Genomic DNA, 15,394 nt, shown 5'->3' with positions numbered 1-15,394 from the left:
GCGCGCTCCGGTAAGCTCGCTGAGTCGGCAACGGCCGGTGGGGTATGGTGTAATTGGCAACACGGCTGATTCTGGTTCAGTTGTTCTTGGTTCGAGTCCAGGTACCCCAGCAACGAATCGCTAGAGTTCTCTAGGAAGTCTGGCTCCCTCCTCACTCCGTCGTATGGCGCGATCAGGCGTCTGGTGACCAAATTGGTGACCAGAAACCCTTTTGATGTGCGTCTCGCCCTCATCTCTGCTGATGAGGTACGCACTCGGCCCCGCTCGTTCGCGTGGGTACGCGCTCCGCACCTGTCTGGCATGGAAGCTCATGCACGCATCGAGGTCGAGCCCGCGTTCCTGACCCAGGCCGAGATCGCCGTTCTGCTGGGGGTGCCCGAGCGCACGCTTGAAGGCTGGCTGCTCACGAAGTCGGGGCCGCCATGGCTGAAGCTCGGCCGACACGTCAAGTACGACCGTGACGACGTACTCGCCTGGGCGCGGGAGCAGCGTCATGGCTAGGCCGAAGATCGCCGCGGGCGAGGTCGGTCAAGTGCAGGTGACCCAGCTCGCGAACGGGAAGTGGCGGGCACGCGCCCGGATGCGCGACGACGCCGGCGAGCTGGTGCAGCTCCGCGCCGAAGCCGCGACCGAGGCGGATGCTCGCGAGGCGCTGTTGTCACGCGCGAAGACGCTGACCACGCATACCAAGGCCATCGTCACCGCCGCATCGACCATCCAGGAGGCGGCGGAGGCGTGGCTGCCGACGGTGAGGGTGCGCGCCGAGAACGGCACGCTGTCGTGGTCGACGTATGAGAACTACGCGACCACTGTCCGTCTCACGCTCGTCCCCGTCTGTGGCGGCGTCACGCTGGAGGCGCTCACGGTCGGCCGCTGCGACCGGATCATCCAGAATCTCCTCGCCGACCGGGGCGTGTCGTCGGCGCGGAAGGCCCGCTCGGTGCTGTCGCTCATCTGCGGGTTCGCCGTGCGCGACGACGCGATCCCGACCAACCCGGTGCGCGACGTCACCCGACTGCCGACGCCGGAGAAGAAGACCTCGATGCTCACTCCGCAGCAGATCGAGGCGATCCGCGATCTCATGACCCGGTGGCGAGAGACGGAGGGCATGGGGCCGCGCCCGAACTGGCGGGCGCTCGTGGACGGCATGGACATCATGCTCGGCACCTCCGCCCGCGTGGGGGAGTGCATCGGCCTGCGTCGCTGCGACGTGGACATGACCACCGCCCCGCCGACGATCCTGATCGACGGCACCGTGATCCAGAACAAGGTGCAGGGCGTCCAGCGGAAGAACGCCCCGAAGCGCACCCGCCAACGTCGTCGCGTCGCCCTCCCTGCTCTTGCGGCCGACGCGGTGCGACGCCGACTCGCGCTTGCGGAGAAAGGACCGGAGGCGCTGCTGTTCCCGACGAAGACCGGCAAGCCGATGAGCGTGTCGAACTACGAGCGTCGGTGGTGTCATAGCGTCGAAGCAACACTCCTGTTCGGCGGGGGTCTGATCGATGGAGTGTGTGGATGTCGCGGGTGGGGTTGTCGTTCAGTGACAGGTCGGAGATCTCCACGGCGTCGAAGGCGGGTTGGGGTGTGCGGAAGATTGCCCGTCACCTGGGGCGTTGCCCGTCAGTGGTCTCCAGGGAGCTGCGTCGGAACGCGACGAAGACCCGCGGCTACCAGGCCGTGACCGCAGACGTGGCCGCGCAGCGTCGCCGGGCCCGTCCGCAGCAGCGGAAGGTCGCGGCGGATCCGGTGCTGCAGGCGCGGGTGAATGCTGACCTAGCCGCATCGTGGACGCCGAACGAGATCGCGGGCCGCTTGCGCCTGGAGGCAACAGACCCGACTGTTGGCCGTATGGCGAACTCTCCTGATGCGCAGGGCCGCACCGTCTCTGGTGAAGCGATCTACCAGTACATCTACGCGATCCCGCGCGGGGAACTGGCCCGGCGCGGGATCTTTCTGCAGTCCAAGCGCACCAAGCGCAGGCCCCGCACTACGGGCCGGTCCCGGGGCGGGCCGATCATCGGGATGGTCCCGCTCTCAGAACGGGGCGAGGACGCCGCCGAGCGCCGGGTGCCAGGCCACTGGGAGGGGGACCTGATCATCGGGAAGAACGGTGCCTCCTGCGCGGCGACACTGGTGGAGCGGATGAGTGGTTTCACCGGGCTGCTGGCTCTGCCCTCCAAGCACGCCGAGGGCACCGCGGACGCGGTCATCGAGTATTTCAACGAGCTGCCCCAGATGATGAAGGCGTCACTCGCGTGGGACCAGGGCAGCGAGATGGCCCACCACGCGAAGGTCACCTTGGCCACGAACATGCCGGTCTACTTCGCCGACCCCCACTCGCCCTGGCAGCGACCCAGCAACGAGAACACCAACCGGCTCTACCGCGAGTACCTGCCCAAAGGCACGGCGATACCCGACCACCAGCCCTACCTGACCACGATCGCCGAGGAGATCAACAACCGGCCCCGCCGCCGGCTCGGCTTCCTGACACCGACCGAAGCATTCGCTCGACTACTGGCCGGCGAGCCCCATGTTGCTTCCACGCCTTGACATCGCCGTCTACTGCGCTCGTTCATCGACGATAACCGCGACCAACTCGTGCGCCTCGGTGTCGAGGTGGAGGAGTACTCGACGCACATCTACCGGCGCACCACCGCGACGCTCGTGGAGCGCGCGGCCGGACTCACGATCGCGTCACGACTGCTCGGGCACGCGAACGAGATGGTCACCCGCAACAACTACGTCATCACGGCCGAGCAAGTCGATGTCGTCACCGCCGACATCCTCGACACGATCCTTGGGACGTGAGTCATGCGGCTCGCCGGTCGCGCGGGCGGCGCCGCGTACCTTCTCACCGAAGCCTTGCGCCTGTGCGAGAGGAGAGGTAACGTACCCGCACCACAAGTCCATGAGCGTGCGGCGGCGGTGTGGAATCCCATCCACCGCGGACCTTCCCGGAACTACGGTTCTGCCGATTCGGCGGGACCGTCACAAGGACCCGCTACGGGGGTGCCGAATCGGCACCGCCGGTAGCAACGCTCCGGTCGTGCCTAACCGGCGTCATCACGGTGGTGCAGATTTTGCACCACCCGTGAACTCGAAAGGCCCGGAGTTCGAGGTGGTGCCAACTTGCCACCACCGCGCACGCACTCACGGCGCCCGGACTGTTGGGGACCGCACGGTTCCGTCAATTTGACGGCACCGTGAACGACGCGGATGGACGATGCGCGACAGCTTCCTGGACGTCCTCAATGACGGTGCCGGAAAGTTTCCGGAACCGTCGTATCGGAGCAGGAAGCCGCCCCATCACCCTCATGGTATTGTGAGCGACCGCTTCGCCGCCCGCCCACGCTGATACTTGCTTCCACGAACGGATGTCCGGCTGGAGCCACGTCGCCCGCCTGGACGCTCCTGACCGACTCGACAACACACGCATACCCGGCATGCGGCGATCACGCACGCCTCTTCCGTAGCGCCTGCCCTGCTGCCGTCTGCGTCGATCTCGCCGTCAGCTCGCACCGGCTTCCGCTCTGAGACCTGATCGGTGCGCTCCTCTCGGATTCATTTATGGACGTATGCCACCGCTGGTGGGGCGTGCGCACCTCCCTCATGAGACGACTCGTGAGGAGGCCCGGGGGTGAAGGGCGGCGTGATCCTGTTCCGCGGTACCGGCGCGGCCGCGCGCCGATACCTGGAGTCGGACAGATCCACCGCCGACGAGTACTACCTGGAGGGCGGCACCGCGCTCGCGGAGTTCACCGTCACCGATTCCGCGGGCGAGATCATCGAGGCACGGACGCTCGACCCGGTGCAGTACGCCGCGTGGGTGGACTGGACGGACCCGATCAGCGGCACGTCGATGGGAACCCCGCGCGGCGCGGGCGAGGGCATGCGGGGTTCGCCGCGGTTCGCGGAGATGGTGATCAACGCGCCGAAGTCGCTCTCCATCGCCGCTGCTCTGCACGCGGCGGTCTCCGACGCGCTCGACGCCGCGCAGCAGGATGCGGCGGCGGAGATCCGACGCTGGCTCGCCCAGCACTCGGTCACCCGGATCGGGCCTCGGAACGCGCGAGAAGTTGTGCCGGTGCAGCAGTTGCAGACCGTCGCGGTCGCGCACAAGACCAGCCGCGCGGGTGACCCGCACCGGCACATCCACTTCCAGATCGGCACCCGCGTCTACGCCGCGGGAAAGTGGCGCGGCCTGGACACCGCGGCGCTGCTCAAGCAGCAGGGTGCGATTCGCGCCCTCGGTACTGCCATCATCGCCGCGCACCCGCAACTCGCCGCCGTACTCGACAAGCACGGTCTCACGCTCGACCCGGCGACCGGAGAGGTCGCGGAGTTGGAGCGATACAACGCGGTGATGTCGAAGCGCGGTGCGCAGGTCGAACGCAATCTCGTCACCTTCGAGGCCGAGTGGGAAGCTGCGCATCCTGGCGAGGAACCGGGGCCGGTCGTGTGGGCGCGGCTGAAATCGAAGGCGTGGGAGCACGATCGCCCGGGGAAGAAGCCCACGGTGCTCGGCAGCGAGGCCGGTTGGCGCGCGGAGCTCGAAGACGCCGGCTACAGCCCGGATGCGCCACGGGCGCACAGGCCTGCACCGGTCGCGCTCGACGAGTTGCGCATCGAGGAAGTCGCATCTCGTGCACTTGACCGTGCGGCGGCGGGTGCATCGGCGTGGACGGCGCACACGCTGCGCGAGCACGTAGCCCGCATCACCACCGAGCACGGCGTGCAAGCCACACCCGAGGAGCTGCGAGAGTTCGTACAACTGGCGACCCAGCTCGCAGCATCGGATTGCCTCTCCGTCCTCCCACCCGGTGCGCCGAAGCCGGAGCACGTCGCGCATCTGACATCGCTGCGCGTCGTCGCTGCCGAGACGGAACTGCGCGACCTGCTCACCGCACGCCCGGAGCAGTCCAACCAGCGCGTCCCGGAAGTCCACGAGCTTGCGGTGCAGGCAGGCCTGGATGCCGACCAGGAGCGAGCGGCCGCAGTCGTCGCATCCGCCGACCCGCTCGTTGTGGTCGAAGGCGCCGCGGGGTCGGGTAAGACCACGATGCTCAAGACGGCCATCGAAGCCGCAGCAGCCGAGGGCCGTGGGATGCGGGTCGTCACGCCGACGAAGAAGGCCGCCGACGTCGCCGCCCAGGAACTCGGCATCCCGACCGACTCCGTTGCTGCGCTCGTCTACGCGCATGGATTCCGGTGGAACAGCGACGGCGTGTGGACGCGCCTTAGGCCCGGTGACGCCGATCCCGAAACCGGAAGCATCTACCGTGGCCCGGCGCACGATGCGCGGCTCGCACTTGGTGAGCGGATCGTCGTCGACGAGGCAGGGATGCTCGACCAAGACTCCGCCCTCGCCCTCTTGCGAGTCGCGGACGAGGCCGGGGCGACTGTCGCGCTCGTCGGAGACCGGGCGCAACTCCCCGCGGTCGGTCGCGGAGGCGTTCTCGACATCGCCACCAAACTCACCCCGGCAGTCGTAGATATGACGAGCCTGCACCGCTTCACCGACCCCGCGTATGCGGCGCTCACGCTCGAGCTGCGGCATGCTCGCAACCCCGCCGCGATCTTCGATCGGCTGAACGAGCACGGACTGATCGTCCTGCACGACACCAACGACGACGTGCGGGAGAGCATTGCCAGGACGACGCACCCGGCGGATGCGATCACCGCGGCGACGAACGACGAGGCCCGAGCGCTGAACGAACGCATCCGTGCCGAGCGGGTCGACTGCGGTGAGGTCGACGACGCGCGGACGGTGCTCGGCAGTGACTGGCTCCCCATCGGCATCGGGGACGTGATCCAGACCCGCCGCAACGAGTCCACGCTCGGCGTTGCCAACCGGCAGACCTGGACGGTGCAGCACGTCGGCGAAGACGGCGCGCTGAGCGTCATTGAGACCGGCAACGGCCGTAAGCAGCAGCGCACCGTGACCTTGCCCGCGGAGTACGTGGCCGAGGATGCGCATCTGGCCTACGCGGTCACCGCGTACGGCGTCCAGGGCGCGACCGTGAATGCCGCACACGCGTTGCTCTCCGACGCTATAGAAGCGGCAGGCGTCTACGTCGGCATGACCCGCGGGCGCGAGACGAACAGGCTGCACATCGTTGCCAGCGATCTCGCAGACGCAAAGCAGCAGTTCGTCGATGCGCTCGCCCGAGACCGCGCAGACCTCGGCCTGGAAGACGCCACCGAACGCGCCCGTGAGGCCGTCACCGACCTGATCGCAGACGGGCCCATGTCCATCGTGAGTTCGGAGCGCGACCGGATCATCGAGCGGGTCACGAAAGCTGACGCGGAGCGAGAGCACTGGGTGTCGGCAGCCGCTAGATTGCACGACCAGTCCGGGCGGCACAAGGCCGAGTATGAGCGGGAGCGCGAGCTCGCTGAATCCGCGGATGCGAAGGCCGCTGCGGTACTCGCGAACGTTGTGAAGCTACTGGCCCAGGAAGCGGTCGCGGATGGTGCCGCGTTCCTAGCCTCGCACCAGGAGGCGTACGCGGCACACCTCGCAATAATGAGCGCGTCGCGCTTCCGCAAGCGCTCGGCCGCCCGCACTGCGAACGAGGCAGATGCCCGCCGTAGTGACATAGAGCGGGCGGTGCATGACCGTTGGCAGAGCATTCCGCCTAGCGAGGCTGGCCTGCCCGGGTGGGCCGAGACAGTTGCCAAGCGCATAGCCGGCTACGCACCCGAGGTCATCGAAGCACGCGCGGAAGCCACGCAGGCGCGCCATATCGTCAGAGAGATCACCGCAAGGCAGTCGCGGGAGCACACGGCGCTGTACGCGCGCGCCCTCGGGAACCGGCGTCCGAGCGCGATTGCGGCGCGGGTGAATGCCCTGCGCGAGCAGGCGGCGCAGGATCGCCGCTACCTCGCCCAGCTTGATGCGCTTCCACCAGATGAAGCAGTGCAGCTCGTCCACGAGCGTGCTGCCCAAGACGCGGCTCAGCGTCTCGCCGCCGAGGAATCTCACAGAGCGGTGGAAGCACGGGCGACGCGGATCGACGTTTCGGCGTTTGAACGGAACCGCGATCGCTCCCCACATCGCGACGGCCCGTCACTATAGTCGTGGCGCGACAGCTGAGCTGAGCGAGACTAAACCGGGAGAAACCGGCCAAAAGATGGTTACGCCGATAGGCTCTGAGCTATGACCTCGTCCGAACTCGTCAGGGCGGTGCTCTCATGAGCGAGCCCTGGCTGTCCGCCGACGACATCGCCGTTCATCTTGGGGTCACCAAGGAGACGGTCTACGTCTGGATCGCTGACAAGGGGATGCCCGCGCACAAGATCGGTCGACTCTGGAAGTTCCAGGTGAGCGAGGTTGACGACTGGGTGCGTCGCGCCGGCGCTGCGCCGGACGGCGCCACCGATGGTGGTGATGCCTGAGTGCGCATCATCGACAACGTCAACGAGCTGCTCGGAGACGATTTGAAGGCCGAAGTCAGGGCGGGGTCGCGGCTGCGGATCGCTGCCTCGACGTTCTCTATCTTCGCGTTCGAGGCGCTGAAGCGGGAGCTGTCGCAGATCAAGGAGCTGGAGTTCATCTTCACGGCTCCGTCCTTCAACACCGCGAAGGCGACGGACAAGCCGGCCCCGGAGCGACGCCAGTTCGAGGTGCGTCACGGAGACGTGTCGAGCTTGTACGGGTCGGAGTTCGAGATCCGTCTGCGGAACAAGCTGACTCAGCGCGCCATCGCCCGCGAGTGCGCCGAGTGGGTGCGGCAGAAGGTCACTTTCCGGTCGAACCGCACGGGCGCTCCGATGCAGCCCGTGGCTGCGGTCGATGATATCGCCGCGTACTTCCCGATCCAGGGCTTCACGACGGCCGACCTCGGCTACGAGCGGGGTCCGGCGGTCTCGAACTACGTCACGAAGTTCGAGGGTGCGAACGAGACACGGCAGTTCGTGCAGCTCTTCGACCAGATCTGGCAGAACCCCGAGCAGCTCGATGACGTGACCCAGGCGGTCCACGAGCACATCGCGAGCGTCTACGCGGAGAACTCACCGCAGCGGGTCTATTTCCTGATCCTTTACAACCTGTTCTCCGAGTTCCTCGACGATCTCAGCGAGGACGTGCTGCCGAACGACCTCACCGGTTATCAGGACACCGCGATCTGGAACGCTCTCTACAACTTCCAAAAGGATGCCGCGACCGGGGTCATCAACAAGCTGGAGACCTACAACGGCTGCATCCTCGCCGACAGCGTCGGGCTAGGGAAGACGTTCACCGCGCTGGCGGTGATCAAGTACTACGAGCTTCGGAACAAGTCGGTGCTCGTGCTCGCGCCGAAGAAGCTCGCGGAGAACTGGACGAACTACAACGCGAACCTGACGACGAACATCTTCGCCAAGGACCGCTTCAACTACGACGTGCTGGCGCACACCGACCTCTCTCGCGAGTCGGGGGAATCGCTGGGTATCCCGCTCGACCGGGTGAACTGGGGCAACTACGACCTCGTCGTCATCGACGAGTCACACAACTTCCGCAACGCCGACTTCATGGAGGAACGCGAGACCCGTTACCAGCGCCTCATGCGAAAGGTGATCCGCGAGGGCGTGAAGACAAAGGTGCTGATGCTCTCGGCGACGCCGGTGAACAACCGCTTCAACGACCTCCGCAACCAGCTCGCCCTCGCCTACGAGGGCGAGTCCGCCCAACTCGCTTCCAAGCTCAACCTCTCCACCAGCGTCGAGGAAGTGTTCCGGCAGGCGCAGCGGGTCTTCAACGAATGGTCCGACCTGCCACCGGAGGAACGAACCACCGAGGCGATCCTTGCCCGGCTCGACTTCGACTTCTTCGAGCTGCTCGACTCGGTCACCATCGCCCGTTCCCGTAAGCACATCCAGGCGTTCTACGACATCGCCGACATCGGTGCGTTCCCGGAGCGGCTCCAGCCGGTGTCGATCAGGTCGCCGCTGACCGACCTGCCGGACACCCCGACCTTCAACGAGATCTTCGACCAGCTCCAGTCCCTCACGCTGGCGGTCTATGCGCCGCTGTCCTACGTCTTCCCGAGCCGCGCCGAGAAGTACGAGGTGCTCTACGGGAACGTCGGCGGTGCGAAGAACCGAGCTGGAGGCTCCACGGAGAACCTCGGGGCAGCGAACCGCGAAAAGGGCATCCAGAAGCTCATGACGGTGAACCTGCTCAAGCGCCTGGAGTCGAGCATCGAGGCATTCCGGCTGACCCTGAGCCGCTTGGAGGCCACCGTCGAAGAGGCGCTCGATGCGATCGACAGCCATGCGACTTCGATCACCGACGTCGCCGCGGGCTCCGACGACGTGGAGGCGGATGACGACGACTTCGACGTGCCCACGAGCGGCACGGTCGGCAAGAAGGTGCAGGTCGACCTCAGCGACGTGGATGTCGAGTCATGGAGCCGAGATCTGATGCATGACGGCCAGATCATTGCACGCCTGCTGACGTCGATCTCCGGCATCACCGCAGAGCACGACCTCAAGCTCCGCACGCTGAAACAGCGGATCGAGGCGAAGTTCGCCGACCCCATCAACCCCGGCAACAGGAAGGTGCTGATCTTCTCGGCCTTCGCGGACACTGCTGAGTACCTCTACCGGGAGCTTTCCCCGCTGCTGAAGCAGAGCGGCTACGACAGCGCAGTGGTCACTGGGCAGGGCAACCCGAAGACGACCCTCGGCAGGGGCTACGGCTTCCAGCAGACCCTCACCCTGTTCTCGCCCCGGTCGAAGCAGCGGCACCTGACGATGCGGAACGAGACCGCCGAGATCGAGGTGCTCATCGGCACCGACTGCATCAGTGAAGGCCAGAACCTCCAGGATTGCGACTACCTCGTCAACTACGACATCCACTGGAACCCGGTGCGAATCATCCAGCGATTCGGCCGCATCGACCGCATCGGCTCGACGAACGAGCGCATCCAGCTCGTGAACTTCTGGCCCGACATCTCGCTGGACGAATACATCAACCTCAAGGAGCGCGTCGAGAACCGCATGGTCATCGCTGACATCACGGCGACGGCGGACGACAACATCCTCACTCAGGAGGCCAGCGACGCGGCCTTCCGCAAGGCGCAGCTCCGCCGCCTCCAGGAGGAGGTGATCGAGCTGGAGGATGTGCGCACGGGCATCAGCATCACCGATCTCGGCTTGAATGACTTCCGAATGGATCTCCTCGGCTACATCAAGGACGACCCGACGATCGCCACCTCTCCGAGGGGCATCCATGCGGCCGTCCCCGCGCAGCCGGAGAAGGGCCTGAAGCCCGGCGCGCTCTTCGCGCTCAGGAACATCCACGCCGACGAGATGCTCAACCGCGGCAATCGCCTCCACCCGCACTACCTCGTCTACCTCGATACCGAGGGCAACGTCATCGCCGACCACACCGAGGTCAAGTACCTGCTTGATCTGATCCGCGCCGGGTGCCGCAACCGGGACGAGCCCGCTTGGGAGGTGTGCCGCGTCTTCAACGCCGCCACCCGCGACGGGGCCGAGATGAGCAAGTACAGCGGCCTGCTCACCGCAGCGATCCGCTCCATGATCGACGTGACCGAGGAACGCGACATCGACAGCCTCTTCAGCCCCGGCCACACCACCGCCTTGCAGCGGACGATCACGGGCCTCGACGACTTCGAGCTGATCGCCTTCCTCGCCATCGTCGAGGAGTCGACCGATGCCTGAATCCGTGCTGTATCGCTGGCCTCCCGCCGCACAGCTCGGCCGCGTGGTGCCGAAGACGAAGTTCTACGAGCACGGCAACGTGCGCACGGCGCTGCGTGAAAAGTTCGTCGAGGACGTCCAGCGCATCACCTGGGCCTACAAGCTCGCGGAGTCGACCATACGGCTGAAGGGCACGGACGCCGTACCGGAGATCCAGGTCTTCGCTGTCGAAACGAAGGGCGGCGATGTCCCCGACGATGTGCTCGCGGCGATCGACAAGTCCGTCCACTTCCCGATGCTGTTCGAGGTGTCGAGGGGCAACGAAGTCCGCATGGTCGCGGCGCACAAGACGCTTGGTGGCGCGACACCGAAGGTCGGGTCGTACTTCACGACACCGTGGCTTCCGTACGACGCCGCTCGTGCTCCGTTACCGACCGCCATTGACTTGCCTGCGCTATATGAGGCGATGCTGTCCTCGCTGCTCCCAGTGGCGACACGCCGAGGCGAGTCGTTGTCCAAGGCCGCAGACAGAATGGACAAGGCCAAGAAGCTCGAACGCGAGATCGCCGCACTGGAGCGGAAGCTCCGCGCCGAACCCCAGCTCAACCGCAAGATCGAGCTACGCCGAGCACTGAAAGACCGCCAGGTCGCACTCGCGGATCTGGCGTAAAGAACGAGGATGACGATGGACAAGCTGAAGATGCACTCGCCTGACCTGACCCAGGCGAACATCGACAAGATCGCCGAACTCTTCCCAAGCGTCGTGACGGAAACCGTCGACGCCGACGGCAACCCCCAGCGCGCGATCGACTTCGATCTGCTCCGTCAGGAGCTCACCGACCACATCGTCGAAGGACCGCAGGAGCGGTATCAGCTGGCCTGGCCCGGAAAGCGTGCTGCCGCTTTCGCTGCGAACGCCCCGATCGCCAAGACGCTCCGGCCTGTGCGCGAGGAGTCGGTCGACTTCGACACTACGAAGAACCTCTTCATCGAGGGGGACAACCTCGATGCGTTGAAGCTCCTCCAGGAGTCGTACCTCGGCAAGGTCAAGCTCATCTATATCGACCCGCCCTACAACACGGGGAGCGACGAGTTCGTGTATCCCGACGATTACTCCGAGGGCGCGGACGAGCACCTCGTAAAGTCGGGCCAGATCAATGACGCTGGTGAGCGGCTGCGCTCAAACCCCGACACGAACGGACGGTTCCACTCCGACTGGCTCAGCATGATGGCGCCGAGGCTCCAGCTTGCGCGGAACCTTCTGGCACCGGATGGGTTCCTGATCGCAGCAATCGACGACCGCGAACACGGCAACCTGCGACTCCTGCTGGACCAGACCTTCGGGGCGCAGAACTTCATCGCCGACGTCGTCTGGCAGGGTGGGCGCAAGAACGACGCGCAGTTCCTCTCGCCGTCGACCGACTACATGTTGATCTACGCACGGGACATGGCAGCGCTCGATGCTGTTCGATGGCGCGAGCCGAAGCCCGGCGTCTACTCGATCCTGGAGGCGGGGCGTTCGGCGTGGGAGGCCGCGGGACACGATCCGGAAGAGGCCAGTCGGCGGCTGCGCCAGTGGTGGGCGTCGTTGCCTTCTGACGACCCGCGTCGTGCGTCCCAGCACTACAACCAGGTCGATGGTGAAGACGGGCGGCCGGGCGTGGTGTTCTTCGGCGACAACATGCGGAAACCTGCGCCGACCTCGACGTCGCGTTACGACATCATCCACCCCGTGACTGGCAAGCCTGTGAACATGCACCCGAATGGGTGGGCATACGCGCCGGAGAACATGAAGCGTCTACTCGCCGAGGGGCGTGTCAAGTTTGGCCCGGATGAGACGACTCGTCCGACCATGAAGCGGTATCTCGACGAGACGAGCATGCAGACCGTGATGCCCACCTTCTATGCAGACCGGCGGAGCGCATCGAACCGCCTCGCACAACTCCTAGGCGAGTCGGTCTTTGACTACCCAAAGGACGAGCAAGTCTTGGCACGCTGGATCAGTCTGGTCACGCAGAACGACCCCGAGGCGCTTGTTCTTGACTTCTTTGCAGGCTCCGGGTCAACGGGTCACGCGGTTGTGGATCTTAATGCTCGGGATGGCGGGCACAGGCGGTACATCCTCGTGCAGCTGGGCGAGCCGATCGAACACGCCACGTACGCCACCATCGCAGATGTCTCCCGTGAGCGTTTGCGCCGGGTCGCGATGAAGGTGAGTGAGGACGCGGACCTCGTCGGCGCCAACCTCGACATCGGGTTCCGAGCACTCCGGGTGGACACGACAAACATGTCCGAGACCAGTACGACTGCCGACGCGCTCGGCCAGGGAGACCTCTTGGATGCGATCGACAGCGTGAAGCCGGACCGCACTGATGAAGACTTGCTTTTCCAGGTGCTCCTGGATTGGGGGCTCGACTTGAGCCTGCCCATCGAACGTGAGGTTTCGAGAGAGAGAGAGAGAGAGAGAGAGAGAGAGAGAGAGAGAGAGCCGGCGCCGCGCCCACAACGTACTTCCGCGTCGCCGACGACGCGCTCATCGCGTGCTTCAGCGAGGAGGTGTCCGCTGATGTGGTCACCGAGATCGCGAAGCGTCAGCCACTGCGAGCCGTCTTCCGGGACTCGGCCTTCAAGTCGGATTCGGAGCGGATCAACGCCGAGCAACTTTTCCGCGAGCTGTCGCCGGGCACCGAGGTTAAGACACTGTGATGCCCGACACCGTGGCCTCGCGGTCTTGGGCGGTGGTGCGTGATGGAGAAGCGCGCGCTACACTCGCCCGACCTCACCGCCCGCAACGTCGAGCGGATCGCCGAGCTGTTCCCGCAGGTCATCACCGAGTCGAGGGATGCGGAGGGCAACGTGACCCTCGCGGTTGATTTCGACCTGCTCCGTCAGGAACTCTCCGACCATATCGTCGAGGGGCCGCAAGAGCGCTACCAGCTCGACTGGCCCGGCAAGCGCGCCGCAGCGTTCGCTGCGAACGCGCCGATCGCCAAGACGCTGCGTCCGGTTCGGGAGGAGTCCGTTGACTTCGACACCACAAGGAATCTCTTCATCGAGGGTGACAACCTGGAGGCCCTGAAGCTGCTCCAGGAGTCCTACCTCGGCAAGGTCAAGCTGATCTACATCGACCCGCCATACAACACGGGCAACGACTTCGTCTATGAGGACGACTTCGCCGAGTCGAGTGCCGACTACCTCGCCCGCTCAGGCCAGAGGTCGGAGACCGGCGACCGCCTCGTTGCGAACACCGAGGCGAACGGTCGCTTCCACTCCGACTGGCTCAGCATGATGTATCCGCGGCTCAAGCTGGCGAAGAACCTGCTCACCGACGACGGGGTGCTCGTCGTGTCGATCGACGAGAACGAGCACGCGAGCCTGGTTCGCCTTGGCGAGGAAGTGCTTGGAGACGCCTCGTACGTAGGTGAAGTTGTCCTCAAGAACAGCAGCAAGAACGATCAGGCATACGTCTCGATCCAGCACGAATACATCGTGTTCTTCGTCAAGAACCGGCAAGCCAACGCGGGCGAATGGGTTGAGAAGAAGGAAGGCCTGGACAAGATTTACGCCGCCTTCGACGGCTTTCGGAAGAAGCACGGCGACGACTGGGGCACGATCAACGCCGAGGCAAAGGCCTGGTACAAGACCTTCCAACCCAGCGATGCGGTATACGGGAGCAAGCACTACGAGTGGATGGATGCCCGAGGCATCTACTTCGCAAGCGACATCTCCGGTCCGAACGACGGCCAGTACGTGTATGACGTGACGCACCCGGCAACTGGTGAGTTCGTGAAAATTCCGGCGTCAGGATGGCGCTACCCCAAGGATGAGATGCTTCGTCGCATCGAAGAGGGCCGAGTCCACTTCGGCGAGGATCACACCAGTGTCCCCAAGAACAAGACATACCTGGCGAATACCGAGTATCAGAGCCTCACGAGCATCCGGTACGTCGATGGCCGTGCAGCGTCGAAGCGGCTCGCCGCGTTGTTCGGCGAGAAGGTGTTCACGAACCCGAAGGACGAGTTCCTGCTCCGGGACATCTATCGCGCAGTCGGAGTGACTGGCGACGACGTCGTCCTCGACATGTTCGCTGGCTCGGGCTCTGCCATGCAGGCCGTCCTCGAGCTCAACCGCGGCAGCGAGTCCAGCTGTCGGTTCATTGGCATCCAGGTCGCTGAGGATTTGAACGAGACGCTCAAGACCGCGAAGGGCGCGGCGAAGCAGATCACCACGAACGCGATCAAGCTCCTCGCTCGGCTCGGGCGTCCAGCGACGGTTGCCGAGATCACAAAGCAGCGGATGCGGCTCGTGCACGAGCAGCTGGCCGACGACCTACTGCTCGACAGTGGCTTCCGTGTGCTCAAGATCGACACCTCGAACCTGGTCGACACCCTTGCGGCTCCCGACGCGCTCGTGCAGGACACATTGGACGGCGCCGTCGCCAGCGTAAAGGAGGGTAGAACGAGCATCGACCTCCTGTTCCAGGTGATCCTCGACTGGGCGCTCGACCTGAGTGAACCCGTCAAAACAGAACGGGTCGCCGACAGAGAGTTGCTATCGGTCGCTGACGATGCGCTGATCGCTTGCTTCGAGGACGACATCAGCGACTCAGCTGTTCGGACGATTGCTGCTCGGCGTCCGCTCCGCGCCGTGTTCCTCGATGCAGGATTCGCATCTGACGCCGCGCGGATCAACGCAGAGCAGATTCTCCGAGAGGTCTCGCCCGAGACTGAGGTAAGGACGATCTGAC

The 15,394-nt window shown here is 65.2% G+C and carries 10 protein-coding genes and 1 tRNA gene; all 11 read left to right on the top strand.

The window, feature by feature from the left end; translation table 11 throughout:
* The first annotated feature begins 38 nt into the window (after nt 1–38).
* The 11 genes from HNR16_RS11715 to HNR16_RS11665 all read left to right on the top strand — a co-directional run bounded on the left by HNR16_RS11715 (nt 39) and on the right by HNR16_RS11665 (nt 15,393).
* Nucleotides 39–110: transfer RNA gene (locus HNR16_RS11715), tRNA-Gln, on the top strand.
* 190 nt (nt 111–300) lie between these two features.
* The gene (locus tag HNR16_RS11710) at nt 301–501 is read left to right on the top strand and encodes a helix-turn-helix domain-containing protein (RefSeq protein WP_158042114.1); all 201 of its coding nucleotides are present in this window, start codon (nt 301–303) and stop codon (nt 499–501) included.
* A gap of 31 nt (nt 502–532) precedes the next feature.
* On the top strand, nt 533–1,681 hold the full coding sequence (locus HNR16_RS11705) for a site-specific integrase (protein WP_338109166.1): 1,149 nt from the start codon (nt 533–535) through the stop codon (nt 1,679–1,681).
* Nucleotides 1,585–2,550, top strand: coding sequence for an IS30 family transposase (locus tag HNR16_RS11700; RefSeq protein ID WP_420850448.1), 966 nt, complete (start codon nt 1,585–1,587; stop codon nt 2,548–2,550). The genes HNR16_RS11705 and HNR16_RS11700 overlap by 97 nt, the downstream gene beginning before the upstream one ends.
* 48 nt (nt 2,551–2,598) lie before the next feature.
* Nucleotides 2,599–2,808, top strand: a complete 210-nt coding sequence (locus tag HNR16_RS11695) for a hypothetical protein (protein ID WP_225738008.1) — start codon at nt 2,599–2,601, stop codon at nt 2,806–2,808.
* An 829-nt stretch (nt 2,809–3,637) separates the two neighbouring features.
* Nucleotides 3,638–7,078 carry a MobF family relaxase gene (gene mobF, locus HNR16_RS11690; protein WP_158042161.1) on the top strand — a complete coding sequence of 1,147 codons (3,441 nt, stop codon included), beginning with the start codon at nt 3,638–3,640 and terminating at the stop codon, nt 7,076–7,078.
* 116 nt (nt 7,079–7,194) lie between these two features.
* Complete coding sequence (locus HNR16_RS11685; protein WP_158042160.1) at nt 7,195–7,398, top strand: helix-turn-helix domain-containing protein; 204 nt, start codon at nt 7,195–7,197, stop codon at nt 7,396–7,398.
* Nucleotides 7,399–10,668: a helicase-related protein gene (locus tag HNR16_RS11680; RefSeq protein ID WP_158042159.1), complete on the top strand. Its 3,270-nt coding sequence runs from the start codon at nt 7,399–7,401 to the stop codon at nt 10,666–10,668. It begins immediately after the preceding gene.
* Nucleotides 10,661–11,317 carry a DUF4391 domain-containing protein gene (locus HNR16_RS11675; protein ID WP_158042158.1) on the top strand — a complete coding sequence of 219 codons (657 nt, stop codon included), beginning with the start codon at nt 10,661–10,663 and terminating at the stop codon, nt 11,315–11,317. Before HNR16_RS11680 ends, HNR16_RS11675 begins: the two co-directional genes overlap by 8 nt.
* Before the next feature lie 15 nt (nt 11,318–11,332).
* The gene (locus HNR16_RS11670) at nt 11,333–13,396 is read left to right on the top strand and encodes a site-specific DNA-methyltransferase (RefSeq protein WP_179558227.1); all 2,064 of its coding nucleotides are present in this window, start codon (nt 11,333–11,335) and stop codon (nt 13,394–13,396) included.
* Nucleotides 13,396–15,393: a site-specific DNA-methyltransferase gene (locus HNR16_RS11665; RefSeq protein WP_158042156.1), complete on the top strand. Its 1,998-nt coding sequence runs from the start codon at nt 13,396–13,398 to the stop codon at nt 15,391–15,393. Before HNR16_RS11670 ends, HNR16_RS11665 begins: the two co-directional genes overlap by 1 nt.
* The last annotated feature ends 1 nt before the right edge of the window (nt 15,394 follow it).

This window comes from Pseudoclavibacter chungangensis, assembly GCF_013410545.1.
Classification (GTDB): domain Bacteria; phylum Actinomycetota; class Actinomycetes; order Actinomycetales; family Microbacteriaceae; genus Pseudoclavibacter; species Pseudoclavibacter chungangensis.
Note: the sequence above shows the minus strand (reverse complement) of the source record. Positions and strands in the feature narration are given on the sequence as shown.

What these genes read in the sequence shown, in the direction of transcription:
- HNR16_RS11710 (WP_158042114.1), top strand. Translation starts at nt 301, where the DNA reads ATGGAAGCTCATGCACGCATCGAGGTCGAGCCCGCGTTCCTGACCCAG.
- HNR16_RS11685 (WP_158042160.1), top strand. Translation starts at nt 7,195, where the DNA reads ATGAGCGAGCCCTGGCTGTCCGCCGACGACATCGCCGTTCATCTTGGG.
- HNR16_RS11675 (WP_158042158.1), top strand. Translation starts at nt 10,661, where the DNA reads ATGCCTGAATCCGTGCTGTATCGCTGGCCTCCCGCCGCACAGCTCGGC.
- HNR16_RS11670 (WP_179558227.1), top strand. Translation starts at nt 11,333, where the DNA reads ATGGACAAGCTGAAGATGCACTCGCCTGACCTGACCCAGGCGAACATC.
- HNR16_RS11665 (WP_158042156.1), top strand. Translation starts at nt 13,396, where the DNA reads ATGGAGAAGCGCGCGCTACACTCGCCCGACCTCACCGCCCGCAACGTC.